Consider the following 19,980-nt stretch of genomic DNA (forward strand, 5'->3'; position numbering starts at 1 on the left):
CACATGTGGAATATGGGTAGAACAATCGACTCGAGAAGTGAGTAACCGTGCGCATCACTGCGAAAGACGTCGCCGAACGCGCAGGTGTCGCCGCCTCGACGGTGTCGCGGGCGCTGAACTCACCTGGACGCATCAACGAGCAGACGCGGAAACGCATTTTGGACGCAGCCCGCGAGCTCGGTTATTCGGTGGCGCCGCGCATGATCGAACGCAAGGGCCTGGTCGGGCTGCTCGTCCCCGATATCACCAACCCCTTCTACTTCGACATCATCCGGTCGACCCAGGAGCAGCTTCGGATCGCCGGCTTCATGCAGCTGCTCATCGACACGGGCGAGTCCGGTCGAACAGAGGCCGAGATCCTCGCGCAGCTGTCGCAGGTCGTCGACGGGGTCATCCTCTCTGCGACCCGTTTGGATGCCGCGGCGCTGGCGACGGCGGCCGACGCCCTCCCGCTCGCGGTGATCAATCGGCAGCAGGAGGAGATTCCCGGCGTCCTCATCGACATCCGCACCGGCCTCACGCAGGCGGTCGACCATCTGAAGGCACTGGGGCACCGCACCATCGCCTTCATCGCCGGTCCTCCAGGGTCATGGCAGAACAGGTGGCGGTGGAAGGAGTTCGAGGAGCAAGTTCTCGGTCAGGGTCTCACCCCCGTTCTGGTCGGCCCGTACGCACCCACCCGCACCGGAGGGGCGGCGGCCGCTGACGCGCTGCTCGTGACCGAGGCGACAGCATGCGTGGCCTTCAACGACCTCCTGGCCATCGGCATTCTGCAGCGACTACGACAGCGCGGCATCCGCGTGCCCGAGGACATGAGCGTCGTCGGCTGCGACGACATCTTCGGAGCCGATTTCAGCGCGCCACCTCTCACGACCATCGCCGGTGACACCAAGCAGGCGGGACGCCTCGCAGCCAGTCGGCTGATCGCCACGCTCAACGGCGAAGCACCACGCAATGGGACCACCCTCATCCCCACGCACCTGCTCGTGCGGGAGTCGACCGGGCCGGTGCGGACGCATCCTTCTCTTCGCTGAGCCGACCGGATCCCCTCGCGCGGGACCTTCGGCTCCCGGCCGCCCCCATATCGCACGACGATGGTGTCGGATCGGGGGTCGGCGATGGCAGGGATCGAGCAGTCGGGAACACCGGATTCGCACGCCGCGACCGTCGGTCGGGGAGGATCGGGGGTCGGACTGTGGATCGTGCGCGTCACCGCGACCCACGTCGTGACCTATCTCGCGGTGGGTCTCATCGCGGCGCTCGCGATCGACTACGCGAGCGTCTTCGCTCAGCCGGTGGTCCGGGACTACATGCGGGAGTTCGGGTCGGTCGCCTCGTTCGTCGGACCGCTCGTGCAGGTGGTCAGGGGTGTCGTCTTCGCGCTGGTCCTGCTGCCCTTCCGTGCGGTGATCAGCGCGCGCTGGGGGTGGCTGCACCTCTGGCTCCTGCTCGTCGGAGTCGGAATCCTCTCGACGCCGGCGGCTGCGCCCTCCTCGATCGAGGGCGTCGTCTACAGCGCCCTGCCGCTCTGGTACCACGCGCTCGGTCTTCCCGAGGTGCTCGTGCAGCTCCTGCTCTTCAGCGTGGTGGTCGCGTGGTTCACGCGCCACCCCGGTCCCGTCGTCGAAGAGCTTCCAGCGCGCGCCGAGCGACTTCTGCGCGCGCTCGTCGTGGCCTGTCTGTCCTTCGTCGGCTATGCCGTGGCTTCGGTTCTGTTCGCCGTGGCGGTCTCCGCCCCGATCTCGGCGGAGGGCAGTCTCACCTGGTCGGTGCAGGGACTCTTCGTCGCGCCGGTGCTCGCCAACGGGGTCATCGTGTTCTCAGCGGCCGGGTTCCGCGGACAGCCGCTGCGGGTCGGGATGGTCGCCGGGGCCGCCGCATTCGCGACGGGCGTCATCGCGATCGCCGCCTATCAGGCGCTGGTCTTCGGATCGGCGAGCATCGGCTACGCGATCCTTGCTCCCCTCCTCCCCGCGGTCATCGTCGGCGCCATGGTGCGGCCCGCCGCTGACGTCGCGCCGGTGCAGGCCACCGCCTCAGCGACTGAGGGTCGCGAAGCGTCTGATTGACAGCGGCACGAACACGACGAGCATCACGACCGCGAATACGAGGACGTAGATCACGGGATGCTGCAGCGGCCACGCATCCGCCGCGGGCTGCCCCGCCGGCACATTGCCGAAGAGAACCCGCGCGGCCTGCACCAGCGCCGACACCGGATTCCACTCGGCGAACACACGCAGCGGCCCAGGCAGGTTCTCGCTCGGCACGAAGGCGTTGGAGATGAAGGTGAGCGGGAAGAGGATGAGGAACGAGGCGTTGTTGATCACCTCGGGACTGCGCACGACGAGCCCGAGGAAGGCCATCACCCACGAGAAGGCGTACGAGAACAGCATCAGAAGCCCGACGCCCGCGAGGAAGCTCGGCACCGACGATTCCACACGCCACCCCACGACGAACCCGGTGCCCATCATGACCACCAGAGACAGCACATTGATGACCAGGTCGCCGACCGTGCGGCCGACCAGCACCGCCGACCCGTTCATGGGGAGCGTGCGGAACCGGTCGATGATCCCGTCCTTGAGGTCCTGCGCCATCGCCGAGCCGGAATAGGTCGACCCGAACACGATCGTCTGGGCGAAGATCCCCGCCATGAGGAACGAGGTGTAGTTCTCGCCCGGCACGGCGATCGACGAGCCGAAGACGAACGTGAACAGCAGCACGAACATGATCGGCTGAATGAGGGTGAAGACCAGGATGTCGGGGACGCGAACGATCTTCTTGATGTTCCGCCAGGTCGCGACGTAGCCGTCCGACACGAAACGGCTGAGGGCGGTCCCCGGCTCGGCCTCGAGGGTGGTGCCGAGGGCGGCGTCGGATGGTCCGCTCGTCTGTGCTGTCGTGCTCATGCCGCAGCCTCCTCATCCGTGGCGCCCTCGGCGGCATGGCCGGTGAGCTGAAGGAAGACGTCGTCGAGGGTCGGTCGGCGCATGCCGGCGTCGTGGAGCTCGATGCCCGCCGCCGCGACGTCGGCCATGACCCCGCTGAGGGCGGCCGATCCGTCGGCCACCGGCGCGACGAGCGTGCGCTCGCCGTCGGCCACGACGGCTCCGGTGCCGCGACGCCGGAGGATCTCGGTCACCGCATCGGTGTCGCCCCCATCGACCAGGGTGACCGCCACACGCTGACCGCCGACCGATGCCTTGAGCTCATCGGCCGTGCCCTCGGCGATGACTTTCCCGGTGTCGATGATCGAGATCGAATCGGCCAGGCGGTCGGCCTCCTCGAGATACTGGGTCGTCAGCAGGAGGGTCGTGCCGCCGGCGACGAGAGACTCGATGACATCCCAGAGCGCCAGCCTGCTGCGCGGATCGAGCCCGGTCGTGGGCTCGTCGAGGAACAGCACCGGTGGGTTGATGACCAGCGCGCCCGCCAGGTCGATCCGTCGCCGCATACCCCCGGAGAATCCCTTCACCGGCCGGTTCTGCGCCTCCACGAGGTCGAACACCTCGATCAGCTCGCGGGCGCGCTGCGTCGCCCGGCGCCGACCCAGGTGATACAGCAGGCCCACCATCAGAAGGTTCTCGAACCCGGTCAGATTCTCATCCACCGCCGCATACTGCCCGCTCGCGCCGCTCATCCGGCGGATCGCCTGAGGGTCTGCGAGAACGTCGACGCCGCCGATCGTCGCGTGACCGGAGTCGGGTCGGATCAGCGTGGTCAGCACCTTGACGGTGGTGGTCTTGCCCGCGCCGTTGGGACCGAGGAGAGCGGTGACGGTTCCCTCCGGCACCTGCAGGGTCAGGCCGTCGAGCGCTCGCACCTCGGGCGCGCCCTTCGGCTGATACGTCTTGACGAGGTCTCTGGCCTCGATGAATGCCATGGGCGGATGCTACTCCTCGCGTGTGACATCCCGTGAGGGAGGAAACATGACGCTGTGCGACGCCGTGTGACGCCCCCTTGCGAACAGTGACGTCACACTTTGCGACGCCTCCGGGACGGCCCGTTCACTGACTGTCCACAGGCCACGTCCGCAGCATCCAGGAGACCGATCATCATGTCCGCAGAGAACCCCACCCCGTCGGGCGAGAGCGACCTTCGCACCGCCCTCACCGCGCAGAAGAAGAAGCGCCGCACCGCCGCCATCGCGGTCGGTGCGGTCGCCGTCGTCGGCCTCGTCGCCGGCACCGTCGCGATCGTTGCGAATCTCGGGAGCACCGAGCCGACCGCCAACGCAGCGGAGGCGTCCTCGGCCCCCGACGACCTGAGCGTCACCATCGCCACCGCCGAGGACAGTGTGTTCCAGGACACCATCGCCGAGGTCGCCGCCGAGAAGGGGCTCGAGGTCGACTGGCTGAACGTCGATGACTGGGTGCTCCCCAACACCGAGCTCGTGGCCGGCACCGTGGACGCCAACGCGTTCCAGCACATCCTCTATCTCAGCGCCTTCAACACCGAGAACGACGCTGACATCACCCCTGTCTTCTCGACCGTGATCACGCAGTGGGGCATCTTCTCCGCCACCCTCGACGACATCGACGCGCTCGCCGACGGCGCGCGGATCGGGATTCCGGACGACCCGTCGAACGGCGGTCGCGCCCTGAACATCCTCGAGTCCGCGGGGCTCATCGAGCTCACCGCCGACGCGGGTGACTTCCCGACCGTCGACGACATCGAGACCAACGAGCGGAATCTGCAGTTCGTGCCGCTTCCCGCGCGCGACATCCCTCTCCAGTTCGAAGACCCGAGCCTCTCGGCCGTCATCGTCGGCACCTCGTACTTCGACCCGTCGCAGGGGATCGGCGCCGACGACGCGCTCTTCCTCGACGACTCGCTCGACGAGAAGAACCTTCCGTACGTCAACGTCGTCGCCACGCGTGCCGACGACGTCGACAACCCGGCGTGGAAGATCCTCAAGGAGGCGTACGCCGACCCCCGGGTGGCCGATGCCCTGGAGGAGGAGTACTTCGGGAACACCGTGCTGGTCGACGTCGACATCGAAGACCTCCGCGCCAAGCTCGCCGACCTGGAAGCCGCGGCCGCGCAGGGTTGATCCCCGGCGGTGCGCAGAGAGGACACGGCCATGACGACCGCCATCTCCTTCGAGGGTGTCTCGAAGACGTTCACCGTCAGGGGACGCCGCATCGACGCCCTCCGCGATGTCGACCTGACCGTCGAGCGGGGCGAGATCTTCGGAATCGTCGGCTACTCCGGCGCCGGGAAGTCGACCCTCCTGCGCACCGTCAACGCTCTGGAGCGTCCGACGTCGGGACGCGTCCTCGTCGACGGCGTGGAGATCTCCGCCCTCGCCGGGCGAGAACTCTACGCCGCGCGGCAGGGCATCGGGATGATCTTCCAGCAGTTCAACCTGCTGCGATCGCGGACGGTGTACAAGAACATCGCGTACCCGCTGAAGCTCGCCGGCTACACGGCAGAGCAGATCGTCGACAGGGTCGAGGAGCTTCTCGAGTTCGTCGGCCTCTCCGACAAGGCGCTCGCCTACCCGTCGCAGCTGTCCGGGGGGCAGAAGCAGCGGGTGGGCATCGCCCGGGCGCTGGCGACGCGTCCCGACATCCTCATCTCCGACGAGTCGACCAGTGCCCTCGACCCCCAGACGACGGGCGAGGTGCTCGAGCTTCTCACGCGGATCAACCGAGAGCAGGGGGTGACCATCGTGCTCGTGACGCACGAGGTCGACGTGGTGCGAGAGATCGCCCATCGCGTCGCCGTCATGGACAGCGGGCGGGTGGTGGAGACGGGGAGCGTCTACGACGTCTTCTCGGCCCCCCGGAACGCGACCTCGCGGCGATTCGTGTCGTCGGTGCTCCGCCACGTGCCCTCGCCGGAGACGCTCGATCGACTGCGCGCGCGTCACCCCGGCCGGCTGGTGCAGGTGCGGATCGCCGACGATGACGGGGCGGGAACGGTTCTCTCCCGCGTCGCGCGTGATCACGGGGTCGACGTGAACGTCGTCTACGGCGGAGTCGACGAACTGCAGGGCCGCACGTTCGGCACCCTCACCGTCGAGCTCGTGGGTCACCCGTCCGACATCGACCGCGCCCTCGACGGCCTCCGTGCCGTGACCACCGTGACGGAGCTCATCGAGGCGCGACTCCCGGAGGTCACCTATGCGTGATTTCGACCTCGAAGCATTCCTTCCCCGCTTCTTCCAGGCGCTGGCTGAGACAGGGCTGATGGTCTCCGTCGCCTTTCTCGGCGCCGCGATCATCGGGATACTCCTCGGCCTGCTGCTCTACGCCTCACGACCCGGCAACCTGCTGCAGAACCGTGTGATCTTCGGGGTGCTGAATTTCGTGATCAACGTCATCCGGCCGATCCCCTTCCTCATCGTCGCGATCGCGCTCATTCCGCTGACGCGATTCGTGTTCGGCACCGGTATCGGCCCGCTTCCCGCGACGCTGCCGCTCGTCCTCGTCGCGAGCGTCGCGATCGCCCGCGTCGCCGAGTCGAATCTCGTCGCCGTCGACCCGGGATCGATCGAGGCGGGAGCGGCGATGGGTGCGAGCCCCGCCCGGGTGCTCTTCACGATCGTGGTCCCCGAGGCGCTCGGGCCGCTCACGCTCGGGCTCACCTACATCCTCGTCGCGCTCGTGGATGCGACGGCCGTCGCCGGCGTCGTCGGAGGCGGGGGACTCGGCGACCTGGCGCTGAAGTTCGGGTATGCGCGTTTCGACTGGATCACCGTGCTGATCGTCGTCGTCACCCTCATCGTCCTGGTCCAGCTCGCACAGCTGATCGGCAATGCCGTCGCGAAGCGGGTGCTGCATTGAGCGCCGTGGACGCGGGTGCGATTCCGAGCGCCCGAGCGCAGGAAGAAGAGCCGAGGGATGACGGCTTCGCGGCCTTCCTCGACCGGGTGGCCGCCGGTGCGGTCGACCGCGAGCGCGACCGCCGGCTGCTCTTCGATGAGGTCGCCGAGCTGCGCGGCCTCGGGTTCGGTGCGCTGCGTGTGCCCGCCGCCTACGGGGGAGAAGACCTCGCCTTCGCGGAGGTCATCGAACGCGTCATCCGTCTGTCTGCCGCCGATGCGAGCCTCGGGCACCTGTGGCGCGGACACATCGCGTTCGTCGAGGATCTCCGTGCGCAGGGCGGGGGAGCGGATGACCGGTGGTGGCGACGCATCCTCGACGGCGACCTGATCGGCAACGCCCAGTCCGAGCGGCAGAGCACGGCGCGTCTGGAGACCCGCCTCGATCGGGTCGGCGACGAGCTGCTGCTCACGGGCACGAAGTACTACACGACCGGGAGCATCTACGCCGACTGGATCCACCTCGCCGCGCTCGACGGTGGCGAGCGCGTCGCGGTCACCGTGGCGGCGGCGCACCCGGGCGTCCGGCCCATCGACGACTGGGACGGCTTCGGCCAGCTGCTGACCGGCAGCGGGACGACCACCTTCGAACGCGTCCCCGTCGACCCGCGCGACGTGGTGCCGTCGATCGAGGACGAGCGCCGGTGGGCGGCGCTCGGGAGCGTCTTCCAACTCACCCTGCTGGCCGTGATCGCCGGCATCGCGCAGCGTGCGCTCGACGACACCGTGTCGTTCGTCCGGCCGAGGCGGCGGACGTTCGGCTTCGCCGGCGAGACGCTCCCCGCCGACGACCCGCTCGTGCAGCTGGTCGTGGGAGAGGTGGGTGCGGCGGCCGCCGCCTCCCGACGCCTCGTGCTCTCGGTCGCCGCCGAGCTCGGCGACGCCCTCGAGGATCGGGGAGCGGGTGGTGCCGAGCGGCTCCGCGCGCTCCAGCTCGAGGTGTACCGGCTGCAGGAGGTCGTCCCCCGGCTGATCCTCGACGCCGCGACGCGGCTGTTCGAGGTCGGCGGGGCGTCTGCCGTGAGTGTGAGCATCGCCCTCGACCGTCACTGGCGGAACGTCCGCACCATCGCCTCTCACAATCCCGTCCTTCAGCGCACACGGGCGATCGGGCAGTGGGAGCTGCGGGGGACGCTCCCCGAGTGGAAGGCGCCGGGAGCATGACGATCACGTTCCCGCTGACGGCCGACGACGTCGGGCCGCGCGCGAGCACCCCGGAGCTGGTCGAGCGTTACCGAGCGGTGTTCGACGAGATCGGCGCCGGAGCCGTCGCGCGTGAGCACGAGCGGCGCCTGCCGTTCGCCGAGGTGGAGCTCCTGCGGGCGTCCGGCTTCACGCGGGTCACGCTGCCGCGCGACCTCGGGGGAGACGGGGCCGACCACCACGCCCTCTTCGAGCTGCTCACCGAGCTCGCCCGACGCGACCCGAACCTCGCTCAGCTCCTTCGCTCCCACTTCGCCTTCGTCGACCGCACCCTGCACGCGGAACCGTCCACCACCGCGGGCGTGCGTCTCGCCCGGATCGCCGAGGGCGCGATCCACGGCAATGCGACCTTCGAGCGGGGCCCTGCGGGGGTCGGCGCGTATGCGACGACGCTGTCTCGCGATGAGCGGGGGCTGCGACTGGACGGGCGGAAATTCTACAGCACGGGCACGCTCTTCGCGGACGTGGTGGGGGTCCTCGCCGCGCCCGATCCCTCGACCGGGCTCGGGCCCGAACCGGTCAGCGTCCTCGTCGCGACCGACGCCCCCGGGCTCACGCGCGTCGATGACTGGGACGGGTTCGGGCAGCGGATGACCGGCAGCGGGTCCACGGTCTTCGACGACGTCCGGGTCGCGGAGGGCGACGTCGTCGCACGTTCCGCCGCACCCGGCCACGCCGGCGCCTTCGTGCAGCTCGTGCTGCTCGCCGCCCTCACCGGCATCGGCCGCGCCGTCGTCGACGACGCCACGCGATTCGTCCGGGAACGCACCCGCTCGTACTCGCACGCCAGCGCAGACCGACCGCGTCACGACCCGATCGTGCAGGAGGTCGTCGGCGATCTCTCCGCCGCCTCCTTCGCCGCCGACGCGGCGCTGAGTCGTGCGGTCACCGCTCTGCAGCGCGCGGCGGAGGCGCCGCATCCCTCCTCATCGTCGCGGCACGGTGATGACCGGGCAGCCGCGATCGCGGCCGCCGACCTCGCCGCCGCCCAGGCGCAGCTCGTCATCGTCCCGAACGTGCTGAAGGCGGCGACCGACCTGTTCGAGGTGGGGGGTGCCAGCGCCCTCGGTGGGTCGCTCGCGCTCGATCGGCACTGGCGGAACGCCCGCGCGCTGGCCTCCCACAACCCCGCGCGGTACAAGGCGCGCATCGTCGGCGACCACCTCGTCAACACCACCCCGATCGTCGCCTGGTGGACCAGCGGCGAAGCCTGAACCGGAAGAATCGCCCTATGACCTCCCCGTCTGCCGAGAAGAAGCCGCTCATCCTGAACCTGTTCGAGATGAACACCGTCAGCCACATCACCCACGGGCTGTGGACGCTGCCGGACAACAACCGCCACCGTCACGGCGAGATCGGGTACTGGACGGAACTCGCCCAGATCCTCGAGGAGGGCGGATTCGACGGCGTGTTCCTCGCCGACGTCGTCGGGGCCTACGACACCTTTCGTGGCAGCCCCGACACCGCCGTGAAGGAGGGTCTGCAGATCCCCTCGCACGACCCGCTGCTGGTGATCCCGCTCATGGCCGCCGTCACCCGCCACCTCGGCTTCGGGGTCACGTTCTCCACCAGCTACGAGCCGCCGTTCTCGTTCGCGAGGCGCATGTCGACGCTCGACCACCTCACCGGTGGGCGCGTCGGGTGGAACATCGTCACCTCCTACCTTCCGAACGCCGCCCGCAACTTCGGCCTCGCCGACGAGATCCCGCACGACGAGCGCTACGAGATCGCCGACGAATTCCTCGAGGTCGTGTACAAGCTGTGGGAGGGATCGTGGGATGACGACGCCGTCGTCGCCGATCGCGAGAACGGCGTCTTCACCCGGCCCGAGATGGTGCGCTACGTCGACCATGTCGGTGAGCACTTCCGTGTGGCGGGGCCGCACCTGGTCGAACCGTCGCCGCAGCGCACGCCCGTGCTGTACCAGGCGACGCAGTCGCCCGCGGGGATCGCGTTCGCGGGGCGGCACGCCGAGCTCGTCTTCACCGGGGGGCGGACCGCAGAGGACTTCCGCCGCCACGCCGCCGACATGCGGGTCGCGGCAGAGGCGAGCGGGCGGTCGGGTGATGACGTGAAGTTCATCGTGCAGGCGGGAGTCGTGGTCGGGCGCACGGAGGAGGAGGCCTCGGACAAGTGGCGCCGCTACCGCGAGCGGCAGAGTCTCGACGGCATCCTGGCGCACGCCAGTCTGCCGCTCGATCTCCCGCGCCTCCCTCGGGAGCAGACAATCGCGGCGGCGCTCGCCGACGCAGGACTGCCGCCGGAGGCGATGGGGCCGATCGACGGTGCGACCACAGTCGGCGCCGTGCTCGACCGATTCGCTGCGCAGCGCGAGGGCCGATTCTTCGTCGCCGGCACCCCCACCGTCGTGGCCGACGAGATCGAGCGCTGGCTCGACGAGGACGGCGTGGACGGCATCAACCTGCGCCAGTACCACTCGTTCGGCACCGCGCGTGATTTCGTCGAGCTCGTGGTCCCCGAGCTTCGTCGGCGCGGGCGCATCCGTGAGCGGCCCGCGGAACCTCAGACACTCCGCGAGCGACTGTTCGGAAAGGGGCCGCGCCTGGCCGAACCGCATCCGGCCGCCGCGTATCGCGGAGCCGCCGGGGTGCGGTCGAGCAGGGAGCCGCTGCGGTTCTCGGCCTAGCCGAGGCCGGCGCGGGCGCGAAGCGCCGCAACGTCCCGGCGGAAGAGGTCGAGCTGCGTGCCGCCGCCGTCCGCGGCATCCTTCCGGGCATTGAACGCGCGATGCCAGAGCGCGGCCGCCCACGCCGCTCTCGTCTCAACCGCATCGAACGGCGCGCCGCGGTGGTGCTCATAGGCGGCGATGAAATCGGCGGCCTGCCCGATCGTGGCGCACCACGCCACGACGCCGGCCGGCCAGATCGCCGCCACGGCGCCGACGCCTGCGCACTCGGGAAGCGGGGCGAGACTGTCCCAGTCGTGGACGACGTGGATGCGCGTGCCGTGCCACCGGATGTTCTGATCCTCGAAATCGGCGTGGACGAGGACCGGTTCACGATCGAGGGTGCGGAGGACCTCGGCGGCATCGCGTCCCGCGTCATCGACGTCGGCCGGACCGGGACTGCGAATCTCGCCCCCCGGGCTGTCGCGCTGCGGCCACAGCCGCGAGGCATCGTCACCCCAGTCCACCCAGGCGGGGAGGTCGTGGCGGAGAGAGGGATGCTGCGCCGCGCCCGGCGCCGCCCGCACGAGGTCGTGGAACACCGCCGCGAAGTCCGACGCGGCGCCGGCGGTGGGGCCCCGGTGTTCGCCGCCGAGGACGAGGCGCTCGACGCTGACGGCCCGACCGTTCTGCCGGTGCACGGTGCCGAGCGGCTCCGGCACCGGCTGCCCGGCACCGTGCAGCGCCCGCTGTACGCCGAGCACACCCTCGAGCCGTGACGAATCGGGGCGTGACTTCACGACGACCTCGTCACCCTCGACGGTGCGCACTCCGACGACCCGGCTCAGGTTGCCCGTCGAGAAGAGCACCTTCTCGACCTGCGCGCCCAAGACCTCCTGGGGGTCGAGCCCCCCGAGGGCGAGAGCGAGGGTGTCCACCGCATCGTCGCTCATTCGGTTCCTTCCGCGTCCAGGACTCACAGCTTCGCACGCTCACTGAATCAAGGAATACTTCTGACGCAAACCTGGACAATCTGTAATGCGTGTTACATGATTGACCGCGACGCCCGACGATGAGCGCTCCGCAGAAAGGTCCACACCGATGGCACACTTCCCCCGCCCCCACCGCGCGATCCTCGCCGCCACCGCGCTTGCCGCGAGCGGCGCCCTCCTGGCCGGCTGCGCAGCCGCGGCCGGTTCTGAGAGCGCCTCTTCCGACGGGGCCGCCGGTCCCGTGGACATCCTCGGCATCGAGGTCGCCGTCGACGACGGCGCCCGCGCGCTCCTGCCCGATGACATCGCCGAGGCCGGCCGTGTCACCGCCGCCACCGACGCGCCCTACGCCCCGTTCGAGATGTTCGTCGAGGAGGGCTCCGAAGAGCTCACCGGCGTCGACATCCTCCTCGGGAAGGCGATCGGCGCCAAGCTCGGCATCGACGTCGAGTTCGCCCAGCAGGGCTTCGACGGCATCATCCCCGCCCTCCAGGCCGGCAACTACGACCTCACCATCTCGGCGATGACCTCGAGCGTCGAGCGTATGGACGTGCTGACGTTCGTGGACTACTCGGCATCGGGCACCGGCATCCTCACCCGCGCCGGGAATCCCGACGACATCGAGACCTACCTCGACCTCTGCGGCAAGGATGTCGCCGTGCAGACCGCCACCAGCCAGGTCGAACTGGTCACCGATGTCTGGCAGGCCGAATGCGAGGCCGAGGGTCTCGACCCGATCTCGCTCGCCGAGTTCCCATCGGACTCCGATGCCCAGCTGGCGATCACGGCCGGCAAGGCCGTCGCGTCGCTGCTGACCAAGCCCAGTGCCGGTTTCGTCGCCAAGACGACGAACGACGGTGAGACGTTCATGGTGGTGGAGGACCCCACGGCCCCCAACGGCTACGACGCGACGCTGAACGGGATCGGCGTGCTCAAGGAGAACGAGCAGTTCGCCGAGGCCATCCAGGCGGCGCTGCAGAGCCTGATGGACGACGGCACGTACACCACGATCCTCGCCGAGTTCGGCGTCGAGGGCATCGGCGTCGACGCGGCGACCATCAACGCCGCCGCCGAGTCCGCCTCCTGAGCGGGGGAGCACCGATGGTCACGTCCTCGATCCCGGTCGACACACCCACGCCTCCTCCTCCCGCCCGCGCCGGGGAGCCCGCGCGCCCGGCGCCCGCACCCATCACCGCGGTGCCCCTCCGGCACCCGGGGCGATGGATCTCCGGCGCAATCGTGGGGATCCTCGCCGCAGCGCTCCTCCTGGGATTCGCCCAGAACCCCAACCTCGACTGGCCGACGGTGGGGGAGTACCTCTTCGCGCCGCTCACGCTCCAGGGCCTCGCGACGACCATCTTCCTCACCGTCGCGGCCATGGCGATCGGGCTCGGTGGTGGAGTCGTCGTGGCGATCATGCGCCTCTCGCCCAACCCGGTACTCCGCGTGGTCGCGGGCCTGTTCGTGTGGGTGTTCCGCGGAACCCCGGTGCTCCTCCAGCTGATCTTCTGGGGCTTCATCGGCGCGTTCCTGCCGAAGATCGTCATCGGCATCCCGTTCACGAGCGTGGAATTCTGGTCGGTCTCGACCAGCGACCTCATCCCCGCGACGGTCGCCGCGCTCCTCGCCCTGGGCCTGAACGAGATGGCCTACGCCTCTGAGATCGTGCGTGCCGGCATCCAGTCGGTCGATCACGGCCAGACCGAGGCTGCGCACTCGCTCGGGATGACCCCGGCGCGCACCATGCGGCGGATCGTGCTCCCGCAGGCGATGCGCGTGATCGTGCCGCCGATGGGGAACGAGGTCATCACCATGCTGAAGACCACCGCGTTGGTGTCGGTGATCGCGGGGCGCGACCTCATGTCGAACCTGCAGGCCGCCTACGCCCAGAACTTCAAGATCATCCCGCTCCTCATCGTCGCCGCGATCTGGTACCTCGCTCTCACGAGCATCCTCGCCGTGCCGCAGGCCTGGCTCGAGCGCCGCTACGGGCGCGGCGTCGCGGGCACGCGCGAGAGCAGCACTCTCCGACTCCTTCGCACCTGGAAAGGCGGCACGAAATGACCACCCCCGTGACCTCACCGGTGCGTGAGCACGCCGCGGCGGCGGCATCCGTCCCCCCGGCATCCGAGACCGCCATCATCGATGCCCGCGATGTGCACAAGCGGTTCGGGTCGCTGGAGGTGCTCAAGGGCATCACGCTTCAGGTCGAGCGCGGCCAGGTCGCGTGCCTGCTCGGACCCTCGGGGTCGGGCAAGTCGACCTTCCTCCGGTGCATCAACCACCTCGAGAAGATCGACGCCGGGCTCATCCGGGTCGCCGGTCGCACGGTCGGCTACGCCGAACGGGGCGGCAAGTTGTACGAGCTGAAGGAGAAGGACGTCGCGCGCCAGCGCCGTGGCGTCGGCATGGTCTTCCAGCGGTTCAACCTCTTCCCGCACATGACGGCGCTGGAGAACATCATCGAGGCGCCGACCCAGGTGCGCGGGCAGTCGCGCGCCGCGGCCAGGGAGCGGGCTCATCACCTGCTCGAGCGGGTGGGGCTCGCCGACAAGGCCGGTGCCTATCCCAGTGCCCTCTCGGGTGGGCAGCAGCAGCGGATCGCCATCGCGCGGGCACTGGCGATGGATCCCGAGGTCATGCTCTTCGACGAGCCGACGTCGGCGCTCGACCCCGAACTCGTCGGCGACGTGCTGGATGTGATGCGCGATCTCGCTGACTCGGGCATGACGATGATCGTCGTCACGCACGAGATCGGATTCGCCCGCGAGGTCGGCGACGTGGCGGTCTTCATGGATGGTGGCGTCGTGGTCGAGCAGGGTGATCCGGCTCAGGTGCTCGGTGACCCACGCGAAGCGCGGACCCGGGCGTTCTTGGCGAAGGTCCTGTAAGTGCTGTTCCAGACGGATGCCGCGGCGTCGGCATCCGCCGCAGTGCTGCGTGCGTACGCCGACGAGCACCTCGCACGATATCGGCGGGAGTTGGCGCACCTGGTCGGGATCGACTCGGGGTCGTACTCCCCGGACGGGGTCGACGCCGTAGGTGCGTGGTGTGCGGCCCGGCTCGACGCGGCCGGGTTCGCCGTCGAGTCCCTGCCGACGCCGGTCGTCGACGGTCGACGCTTCGGCCGCGTCGTGGTGGGTCGACGCCGCGGCACCGGTACGCGCCGCATCCTGCTGTTCGCCCACATGGACACCGTCTTCGCCGACGGCACCGCGGACCTGCGCCCCTACCGGGAATCGGGAGGCCGCGCCTTCGGCCCGGGGGTGAGCGACGACAAGGGTGGGCTGCTCGCCGGGATCCACGCCGCCGATGTGCTGGATCGCGCCGGATACGTCGGGTACGGCGAGCTCATCCTCGCCTTCACCCCCGACGAGGAGGTCGGGGCGCCCGCCTCCGGCGGTCTGCTCCGAGCCGTGGGGACAGGAGTCGACGCCGCGCTGTGCCTGGAATGCGCGCGGGAGAACGGCGATGTCGTCATCGCTCGCAAGGGTGTCGCCGATGTGCGTTTCGACGTGTCGGGGCGTGCGGCGCACGCCGGTGTGGAGCCCGAGCGGGGCGCCGACGCCGCCGTCGAGGCGGCCCGTCTGCTGTTGGACGCGCACGAGCTGGCGCGCGAGGGCGAGGTGACGGTCAACATCGGCGTCGTCGCGGCCGGGGATCGGCCCAACGTCGTGCCCGCTGCAGCCCGGCTGAGCGGAGAGGTCCGGGCGTTCGGTGCGGGATCTCTCGAGCAGACGCTGCGCGCGCTCGAGCGGCGCGCGAACGCGCCGACGGTCGCCGGTGTCGTCACCGCGTTCCGCACGGAGGCACTGTGTCCGCCGCTGGAGCCGACGGCTACGGCGACGCTCTTCACGGCGGCGCGTGACGTCGCCGCCGAACTCGGCTTCTCTCTCGGCGGCGCGGCAACCGGCGGCGTCTCGGACGCCAACTTCGTCGCGGCGCTCGGCGTTCCGGTCCTCGACGGATTGGGCCCGATCGGAGGTGACGACCACTCCCCGGCCGAGTGGCTCGATCTCGCCTCGGTTCCCGAACGTGTCGCGCTGCTCGCCGGACTCGTCGTCCGCATCGCGGAGGGATGAGGGCAGTACTGTCGAGGGCGGAGGTGCCGCAGATGACCGATGCCGGTGTCGCAGAGTCCATCCGGCGCGGGATGGCGGACTGTTCGCCCGCCGAGCGCAAGGTCGCTCGGGTGCTGCTCTCCGCCTACCCGTCCGCCGGATTCGAGACGGTGGCACGTCTCGCCGAGCGTGCGGGGGTGAGCGGTCCCACCGTGCTGCGGTTCGTGCATCGCCTCGGTTATCGGGGGTTCCCCGATTTCCAGGAGGCCCTCCGCCACGACCTCGACGAGCGTTCGGCGTCGCCGCTGCGCATCCTCGCGTCGCGCCCGCCCTCCGATTCCGAACCACAGAGCCTGCGCGACCGGGCCGCGGCGATCACCACGGGAACGGTGCAGCGCACGTTCGACGAGGTGAACACCCATGACCTCGAGCGCTGCGTGGAGCTCGTCTCTCACGCCTCCGGCTCGGTGGTCATCGCCGGCGGACGCTACAGCAACCTGCTCGGTCGCATTCTGGCACTGCACCTGGAGCAACTCCGCCCGCGGGTGCGGATGCTCTCCGACCAACCGTCCGCGCGGGCGGCGATGGTCGACGACCTCGGGCGGCGGGACGTCGTGGTGCTGTTCGACTACCGACGCTACGAGGAGGCCACGCTTCGGCTCGCGAGGCTCGCGCGCGAGCGCCACGCCGTCCTGGTGCTGTTCACCGATACGTTCCTCTCGCCGATCGCGTCGGAAGCCGACGTGGTGCTCGCGAGCGAAACGGCCGCCCCGTCGCCGTTCGACGCCCTGACGCCCGCGCTCGCACTCATCGAGACGGTGGTCGCCGGCTGCTTCGAGCGCCTCGGCGACGCGGCGGTGGACCGGATGGCGCGGGCCGACCGGGCCGCCGCCGATCTCGGTCTCTACTGAGTTCGGGGCGCCCCGCGAAGGCGGGACGCCCCGAGCAAGGCCGCGCGCGGTCAGTCGGCGACGCGGATGTCCATCCGGAGGTCGGAGAACGACACGGCGCCCGCGGGAGTCGTCCAGACGTCGGTCTTCCGGTCGCGCGTGAGCACGGTCTCGAACCGCGGCTCACCCTCGAAGCTCACACCCGTGCCGACGCCGGTCCGTGACGCGGCGACCTCCCGGGCCAGATCGCGTAGGGAGTAGACGCCGCCGTCGCCGTCGATCGAGTCCCAGACATCCGTGCGTACGGCCGCATCGGCGCCCCGGGGCTTCAGCTTCTTCGCGCCGCGCGCGTCTTCGACCTCGGCCCGACCGCGCAGGTCGATCTCGTCTCCGGCGCTGGCGTAGCTCCACCGCACGTTCTCGATCCCGGTGTCGGTGACCGTCGCGCGGGTCACGTCGAGGATCGAGGCGCCGTGTTCGCCGATCACGCGCCCCTCGTGGTCATCGCGGTCGAGCACCACCGCCGTGGTCTCGTCGACGCCGAGGACGTACGGGTTCCCCGTCTCGAGCGCCAGCTTCGCCGCGCGCCCCTGCCGGCCCCACGTCGTGAAGTGGCTGTCGAGGAGCACGCCGTCCACGAAGCCGAAACCGCCGAAGGGGAGGTACCCCAGGGCGGTGGCGTCGTCGAGATAGCCGGGGGTCGCACCGTCGCGCAGCGCCTGGTAGGACTCACCGCCCGTGATCATGTCGGCGCCCTGCTGGATCGTCAAGCCCGCGCTCACGCCGGCCACGACCCCGCGACCTGCAACCTGACGGATCGCCGTCATCGCCGGAGTATCGGTGCACGAGGTGAAGGCTTCGAGCTCGGCGTCGTCGCAGGTGAACAGCGTCCGGACGTATCGCATCTGATCGCCACCGCCGAAGAACACGCCCGTCGAGGCCGCGATCTGCGCCGCCACCTCGGGATCGGAGGCGCGCGCCGGGTAGTAGGCGTCTCCGTCGTAGTCGGCACGGGTGTCGATCGGCACGGCGTAGGTGTCCGCGCCGAAGCGGCCGAAGAGCTCGGCGTAGTAGAGCCCGTTGGCTGCGGCGTTGTTGAGCGTCGCGTCGGCGGCTTCGGCGGGGGTCCGCGCCGTCGACGACGCCGCCGTCACGATCGCGATCCGCGCACGCGCGGGTCCGGTTCCGTCGGGGTCTGCGAGGTCGACGATCGTCTGGAGGATCTCTGCGTTCTCCTTGAGATTGCCGCCGATGAGAACGGCATGCGGGTCGAGGGGCTTCGACCGGTTCAGCGGGGCGGCGGTCGCAGGGGCGGCGACGCCGACGATCATGGCGCAGGATAGAGCGAGAACGCCCCACGTGCGAGCGGATGAGGTCACGGTTTCTCCTTCGAAACGACGACGGTGAAATGTACGATACGGATTCGGTATCTTCATGACTGAAGCTAACGCACATTACATGACGACGGAAGAGGTCTCCCGATGACGCGAGCGCCCGAATTGCCCTCCTCGGGCCTCGACACCGCCGCGCGGATGCACGCGATCACCCCGCAGACGACGGCCGTCGTCGACCAGGTCCTCGAATATGCGCGTCGGCGCGCGCTCTACTCCGACGTGCCCCTCGATCGCGCGATGCGCCTGGCAGACCTCCGCCGGCTCGCCGGCGACTCCATCCGACCCGACGGCATGGGGTCCGAGCGCGCCCTTGCGCTGTTCGAGCACGTGCTCGCTCCCGCCTGCCTGTCGACCGATCACCCCGGTTACCTCTCCTTCATCCCGTCGGCGCCGTCGAAGGCCGCGTTGGCGTTCGATGTCGTCGTATCGGCATCCGCGATCTACGGCGGCTCGTGGATGGAGGGCTCGGGGGCGGTCTTCGCCGAGAACGAGGTGCTCCGGTGGCTCGCCGCCGAGTTCGGCCTCCCCGCCTCGGCGGGCGGGGTGTTCGTGCAGGGCGGGACCATCGGAAACCTCTCCGCCCTCGTCACGGCGCGTGACCACGCGCGCCGGCGCGCCGCCGACACCGAGCGGCCGGCTCCCGCCCGCTGGGCCGTGGTCTGCAGCGCCGAGGCGCACTCGTCGATCGCGTCGGCCGCCGCCGTGATGGATGTCGACGTGCTGACCGCGGCCGTGGGTGACGACGGCAAGCTGCACGGCGCGGCCGTGCGCGCGGTGCTGGACGACCACGGCGATCGGGTGTTCGCCGTGGTCGCGACAGCCGGAACGACGAACTTCGGCATCGTCGACGACATCGCCTCGATCGCCGACGCGGCCAAGGACGCCGGGGTGTGGTTCCACGTCGACGGCGCCTACGGACTCGCGGCGATGCTCTCGCCCGCCTCGCGACCGCTGTTCGCCGGCGTGGAGCAGGCCGATTCGGTCATCGTCGACCCGCACAAGTGGCTGTTCGCCCCCTTCGACGCCTGCGCCCTGATCTACCGCGACCCGGTGCCGGCGATCCAGGCGCACACCCAGAAGGCCGAGTACCTCGACACCCTCACCGACTCGCTCGACTGGAACCCCTCCGACCTCGCCATTCAGCTCACCCGACGCGCCCGCGGCCTGCCGCTGTGGTTCTCGCTCGCCGTGCACGGCACCGAGCAGTACCGCACGACGATCGCCGATGCGGTCTCGCGGGCGAAGCGTCTCGCCGACGACATCCGCCGTCGCCCCGGCCTCACCCTCGTCCGCGAGCCCGACCTGTCGGTGGTGGTGTTCCGCCGTGAGGGGTGGTCGCTCGCCGACTACGAGGCGTGGTCGGACAGGCTGCTCGACGAGCAGCGCGCGTTCGTCGTGCCGAGTTCGCACCGGGGCGAGCCCGTGCTGCGGATCGCCCTCATCTCACCGCTCACCACCGACGAGCTGCTCGGCGAGATCCTCGACTCGCTGGTCTGACCCTGCCTCTTCGGTCGTCGGGGCCGACTCCTTCCGCCGCGACCGACCGCGTCACGACAGGTCTCGGCCGCGCGGGTGGGTCTCGACGTGCCGAGCGGCTGCGCCCTGCGTCCGTCAGTCGGCCGAGGCCCGGGGGCCGGGCTTGGTGAGGGTCGCCAACAGCTCGCCGATCAGATGGTCGCTTTCGATCGGATGCCGCAGCGGCAGGTCTTCGACGCACTCGTAGCGATTGCGCCGCCCCGACTTCTCGCGACGCAGATAGCCGGCGTCGACGAGGTCGCTGAGGATCCCCTGCGCCGTTCGCTCGGTGATGCCGACGGCATCGGCGATGTCGCGCACCCGCGCGCCCGGATCGCGGGCGACGTAGATGAGCACGTGAGCGTGATTGGTCATGAAGGTCCATCCGCTCATGCCTCGATTCTACGCGGGAGCGTCGGCACGGCGGACATCTGAAACGTGTGCTTTGACACCGGCAATACAATACAGGTATT

19 protein-coding genes are annotated in these 19,980 nt (G+C 69.9%); 14 read left to right on the forward strand and 5 right to left on the reverse strand.

The window, feature by feature from the left end; genetic code table 11:
• Nucleotides 1-47 precede the first annotated feature (47 nt).
• Together DT073_RS05525 and DT073_RS05530 are read left to right on the forward strand one after the other, a co-directional pair.
• Nucleotides 48-1,034 (forward strand): LacI family DNA-binding transcriptional regulator, encoded by a 987-nt coding sequence (locus tag DT073_RS05525; RefSeq protein ID WP_124292481.1) that lies wholly within the window; start codon nucleotides 48-50, stop codon nucleotides 1,032-1,034.
• 60 nt (nucleotides 1,035-1,094) lie between these two features.
• A complete protein-coding gene (locus DT073_RS05530) occupies nucleotides 1,095-2,069 on the forward strand; it encodes a hypothetical protein (protein ID WP_124292482.1) in 975 nt (324 codons plus the stop codon).
• Here the strand turns inward: DT073_RS05530 and DT073_RS05535 are convergent.
• Nucleotides 2,037-2,906 (reverse strand): ABC transporter permease, encoded by an 870-nt coding sequence (locus DT073_RS05535; RefSeq protein ID WP_124292483.1) that lies wholly within the window; start codon nucleotides 2,904-2,906, stop codon nucleotides 2,037-2,039. The genes DT073_RS05530 and DT073_RS05535 overlap by 33 nt on opposite strands.
• A complete protein-coding gene (locus DT073_RS05540) occupies nucleotides 2,903-3,880 on the reverse strand; it encodes an ATP-binding cassette domain-containing protein (protein ID WP_124292484.1) in 978 nt (325 codons plus the stop codon). The genes DT073_RS05535 and DT073_RS05540 overlap by 4 nt, the downstream gene beginning before the upstream one ends.
• Nucleotides 3,881-4,054: 174 nt before the next feature.
• Between DT073_RS05540 and DT073_RS05545 the strand changes: the two genes are divergently transcribed.
• The 6 genes from DT073_RS05545 to DT073_RS05570 are packed head-to-tail and all read left to right on the forward strand — an operon-like array spanning nucleotide 4,055 to nucleotide 10,676.
• A complete protein-coding gene (locus DT073_RS05545; RefSeq protein ID WP_124292485.1) occupies nucleotides 4,055-5,050 on the forward strand; it encodes a MetQ/NlpA family ABC transporter substrate-binding protein in 996 nt (331 codons plus the stop codon).
• 30 nt (nucleotides 5,051-5,080) lie between these two features.
• Complete coding sequence (locus tag DT073_RS05550) at nucleotides 5,081-6,133, forward strand: methionine ABC transporter ATP-binding protein (RefSeq protein ID WP_124292486.1); 1,053 nt, start codon at nucleotides 5,081-5,083, stop codon at nucleotides 6,131-6,133.
• Nucleotides 6,126-6,788, forward strand: a complete 663-nt coding sequence (locus tag DT073_RS05555) for a methionine ABC transporter permease (RefSeq protein ID WP_124292487.1) — start codon at nucleotides 6,126-6,128, stop codon at nucleotides 6,786-6,788. The genes DT073_RS05550 and DT073_RS05555 overlap by 8 nt, the downstream gene beginning before the upstream one ends.
• A 5-nt stretch (nucleotides 6,789-6,793) precedes the next feature.
• The gene (locus tag DT073_RS05560) at nucleotides 6,794-7,990 is read left to right on the forward strand and encodes an acyl-CoA dehydrogenase family protein (protein WP_240638822.1); all 1,197 of its coding nucleotides are present in this window, start codon (nucleotides 6,794-6,796) and stop codon (nucleotides 7,988-7,990) included.
• Nucleotides 7,987-9,243: an acyl-CoA dehydrogenase family protein gene (locus tag DT073_RS05565; RefSeq protein ID WP_124292488.1), complete on the forward strand. Its 1,257-nt coding sequence runs from the start codon at nucleotides 7,987-7,989 to the stop codon at nucleotides 9,241-9,243. Before DT073_RS05560 ends, DT073_RS05565 begins: the two co-directional genes overlap by 4 nt.
• Before the next feature lie 17 nt (nucleotides 9,244-9,260).
• Nucleotides 9,261-10,676, forward strand: coding sequence for an NtaA/DmoA family FMN-dependent monooxygenase (locus DT073_RS05570; RefSeq protein WP_124292489.1), 1,416 nt, complete (start codon nucleotides 9,261-9,263; stop codon nucleotides 10,674-10,676).
• On the opposite strand, the gene DT073_RS05575 is transcribed toward DT073_RS05570, so the two are convergent.
• On the reverse strand, nucleotides 10,673-11,608 hold the full coding sequence (locus tag DT073_RS05575) for a protein kinase family protein (RefSeq protein WP_124292490.1): 936 nt from the start codon (nucleotides 11,606-11,608) through the stop codon (nucleotides 10,673-10,675). The two genes, DT073_RS05570 and DT073_RS05575, sit on opposite strands and share 4 nt — an antisense overlap.
• Before the next feature lie 148 nt (nucleotides 11,609-11,756).
• Between DT073_RS05575 and DT073_RS05580 the strand changes: the two genes are divergently transcribed.
• Genes DT073_RS05580 through DT073_RS05600 form a run of 5 tightly spaced genes read left to right on the forward strand, consistent with a single transcriptional unit; the run spans nucleotide 11,757 to nucleotide 16,619 of the window.
• Nucleotides 11,757-12,734 carry an ABC transporter substrate-binding protein gene (locus tag DT073_RS05580; protein WP_124292491.1) on the forward strand — a complete coding sequence of 326 codons (978 nt, stop codon included), beginning with the start codon at nucleotides 11,757-11,759 and terminating at the stop codon, nucleotides 12,732-12,734.
• 14 nt (nucleotides 12,735-12,748) lie between these two features.
• Nucleotides 12,749-13,711 carry an amino acid ABC transporter permease gene (locus tag DT073_RS05585; protein WP_124292492.1) on the forward strand — a complete coding sequence of 321 codons (963 nt, stop codon included), beginning with the start codon at nucleotides 12,749-12,751 and terminating at the stop codon, nucleotides 13,709-13,711.
• Nucleotides 13,708-14,538, forward strand: coding sequence for an amino acid ABC transporter ATP-binding protein (locus DT073_RS05590; protein ID WP_124292493.1), 831 nt, complete (start codon nucleotides 13,708-13,710; stop codon nucleotides 14,536-14,538). Before DT073_RS05585 ends, DT073_RS05590 begins: the two co-directional genes overlap by 4 nt.
• Entirely contained in the window at nucleotides 14,539-15,729 is a 1,191-nt protein-coding gene (locus tag DT073_RS05595) for a M20/M25/M40 family metallo-hydrolase (protein WP_205783037.1), read from the forward strand. It begins immediately after the preceding gene.
• Between the two features lie 32 nt (nucleotides 15,730-15,761).
• Complete coding sequence (locus DT073_RS05600; protein ID WP_124292494.1) at nucleotides 15,762-16,619, forward strand: MurR/RpiR family transcriptional regulator; 858 nt, start codon at nucleotides 15,762-15,764, stop codon at nucleotides 16,617-16,619.
• Nucleotides 16,620-16,669: 50 nt separating this feature from the next.
• Here DT073_RS05600 and DT073_RS05605 read toward each other — a convergent pair whose 3' ends face one another.
• Nucleotides 16,670-17,977 carry a cyanophycinase gene (locus DT073_RS05605; protein WP_124292495.1) on the reverse strand — a complete coding sequence of 436 codons (1,308 nt, stop codon included), beginning with the start codon at nucleotides 17,975-17,977 and terminating at the stop codon, nucleotides 16,670-16,672.
• A 102-nt stretch (nucleotides 17,978-18,079) separates the two neighbouring features.
• Here DT073_RS05605 and DT073_RS05610 point away from each other — a divergent pair, with 102 nt between their 5' ends.
• A complete protein-coding gene (locus DT073_RS05610) occupies nucleotides 18,080-19,489 on the forward strand; it encodes a pyridoxal phosphate-dependent decarboxylase family protein (RefSeq protein ID WP_124292496.1) in 1,410 nt (469 codons plus the stop codon).
• 114 nt (nucleotides 19,490-19,603) lie between these two features.
• Here DT073_RS05610 and DT073_RS05615 read toward each other — a convergent pair whose 3' ends face one another.
• Nucleotides 19,604-19,900, reverse strand: coding sequence for a helix-turn-helix transcriptional regulator (locus DT073_RS05615; RefSeq protein WP_124292497.1), 297 nt, complete (start codon nucleotides 19,898-19,900; stop codon nucleotides 19,604-19,606).
• Nucleotides 19,901-19,980 lie beyond the last annotated feature (80 nt).

The organism is Microbacterium sp. ABRD28 (assembly GCF_003850245.1).
Classification (GTDB): Bacteria; Actinomycetota; Actinomycetes; order Actinomycetales; family Microbacteriaceae; genus Microbacterium.

Excerpts from the sequence above, each read along its gene's own strand:
- DT073_RS05565 (WP_124292488.1), top strand. The coding sequence starts at position 7,987 with ATGACGATCACGTTCCCGCTGACGGCCGACGACGTCGGGCCGCGCGCG.
- DT073_RS05600 (WP_124292494.1), top strand. The coding sequence starts at position 15,762 with ATGACCGATGCCGGTGTCGCAGAGTCCATCCGGCGCGGGATGGCGGAC.
- DT073_RS05550 (WP_124292486.1), top strand. The coding sequence starts at position 5,081 with ATGACGACCGCCATCTCCTTCGAGGGTGTCTCGAAGACGTTCACCGTC.
- DT073_RS05610 (WP_124292496.1), top strand. The coding sequence starts at position 18,080 with ATGACGCGAGCGCCCGAATTGCCCTCCTCGGGCCTCGACACCGCCGCG.
- DT073_RS05535 (WP_124292483.1), bottom strand. The coding sequence starts at position 2,906 with ATGAGCACGACAGCACAGACGAGCGGACCATCCGACGCCGCCCTCGGC.
- DT073_RS05540 (WP_124292484.1), bottom strand. The coding sequence starts at position 3,880 with ATGGCATTCATCGAGGCCAGAGACCTCGTCAAGACGTATCAGCCGAAG.
- DT073_RS05555 (WP_124292487.1), top strand. The coding sequence starts at position 6,126 with ATGCGTGATTTCGACCTCGAAGCATTCCTTCCCCGCTTCTTCCAGGCG.
- DT073_RS05580 (WP_124292491.1), top strand. The coding sequence starts at position 11,757 with ATGGCACACTTCCCCCGCCCCCACCGCGCGATCCTCGCCGCCACCGCG.
- DT073_RS05590 (WP_124292493.1), top strand. The coding sequence starts at position 13,708 with ATGACCACCCCCGTGACCTCACCGGTGCGTGAGCACGCCGCGGCGGCG.
- DT073_RS05585 (WP_124292492.1), top strand. The coding sequence starts at position 12,749 with ATGGTCACGTCCTCGATCCCGGTCGACACACCCACGCCTCCTCCTCCC.
- DT073_RS05615 (WP_124292497.1), bottom strand. The coding sequence starts at position 19,900 with ATGAGCGGATGGACCTTCATGACCAATCACGCTCACGTGCTCATCTAC.
- DT073_RS05570 (WP_124292489.1), top strand. The coding sequence starts at position 9,261 with ATGACCTCCCCGTCTGCCGAGAAGAAGCCGCTCATCCTGAACCTGTTC.
- DT073_RS05530 (WP_124292482.1), top strand. The coding sequence starts at position 1,095 with ATGGTGTCGGATCGGGGGTCGGCGATGGCAGGGATCGAGCAGTCGGGA.
- DT073_RS05545 (WP_124292485.1), top strand. The coding sequence starts at position 4,055 with ATGTCCGCAGAGAACCCCACCCCGTCGGGCGAGAGCGACCTTCGCACC.
- DT073_RS05575 (WP_124292490.1), bottom strand. The coding sequence starts at position 11,608 with ATGAGCGACGATGCGGTGGACACCCTCGCTCTCGCCCTCGGGGGGCTC.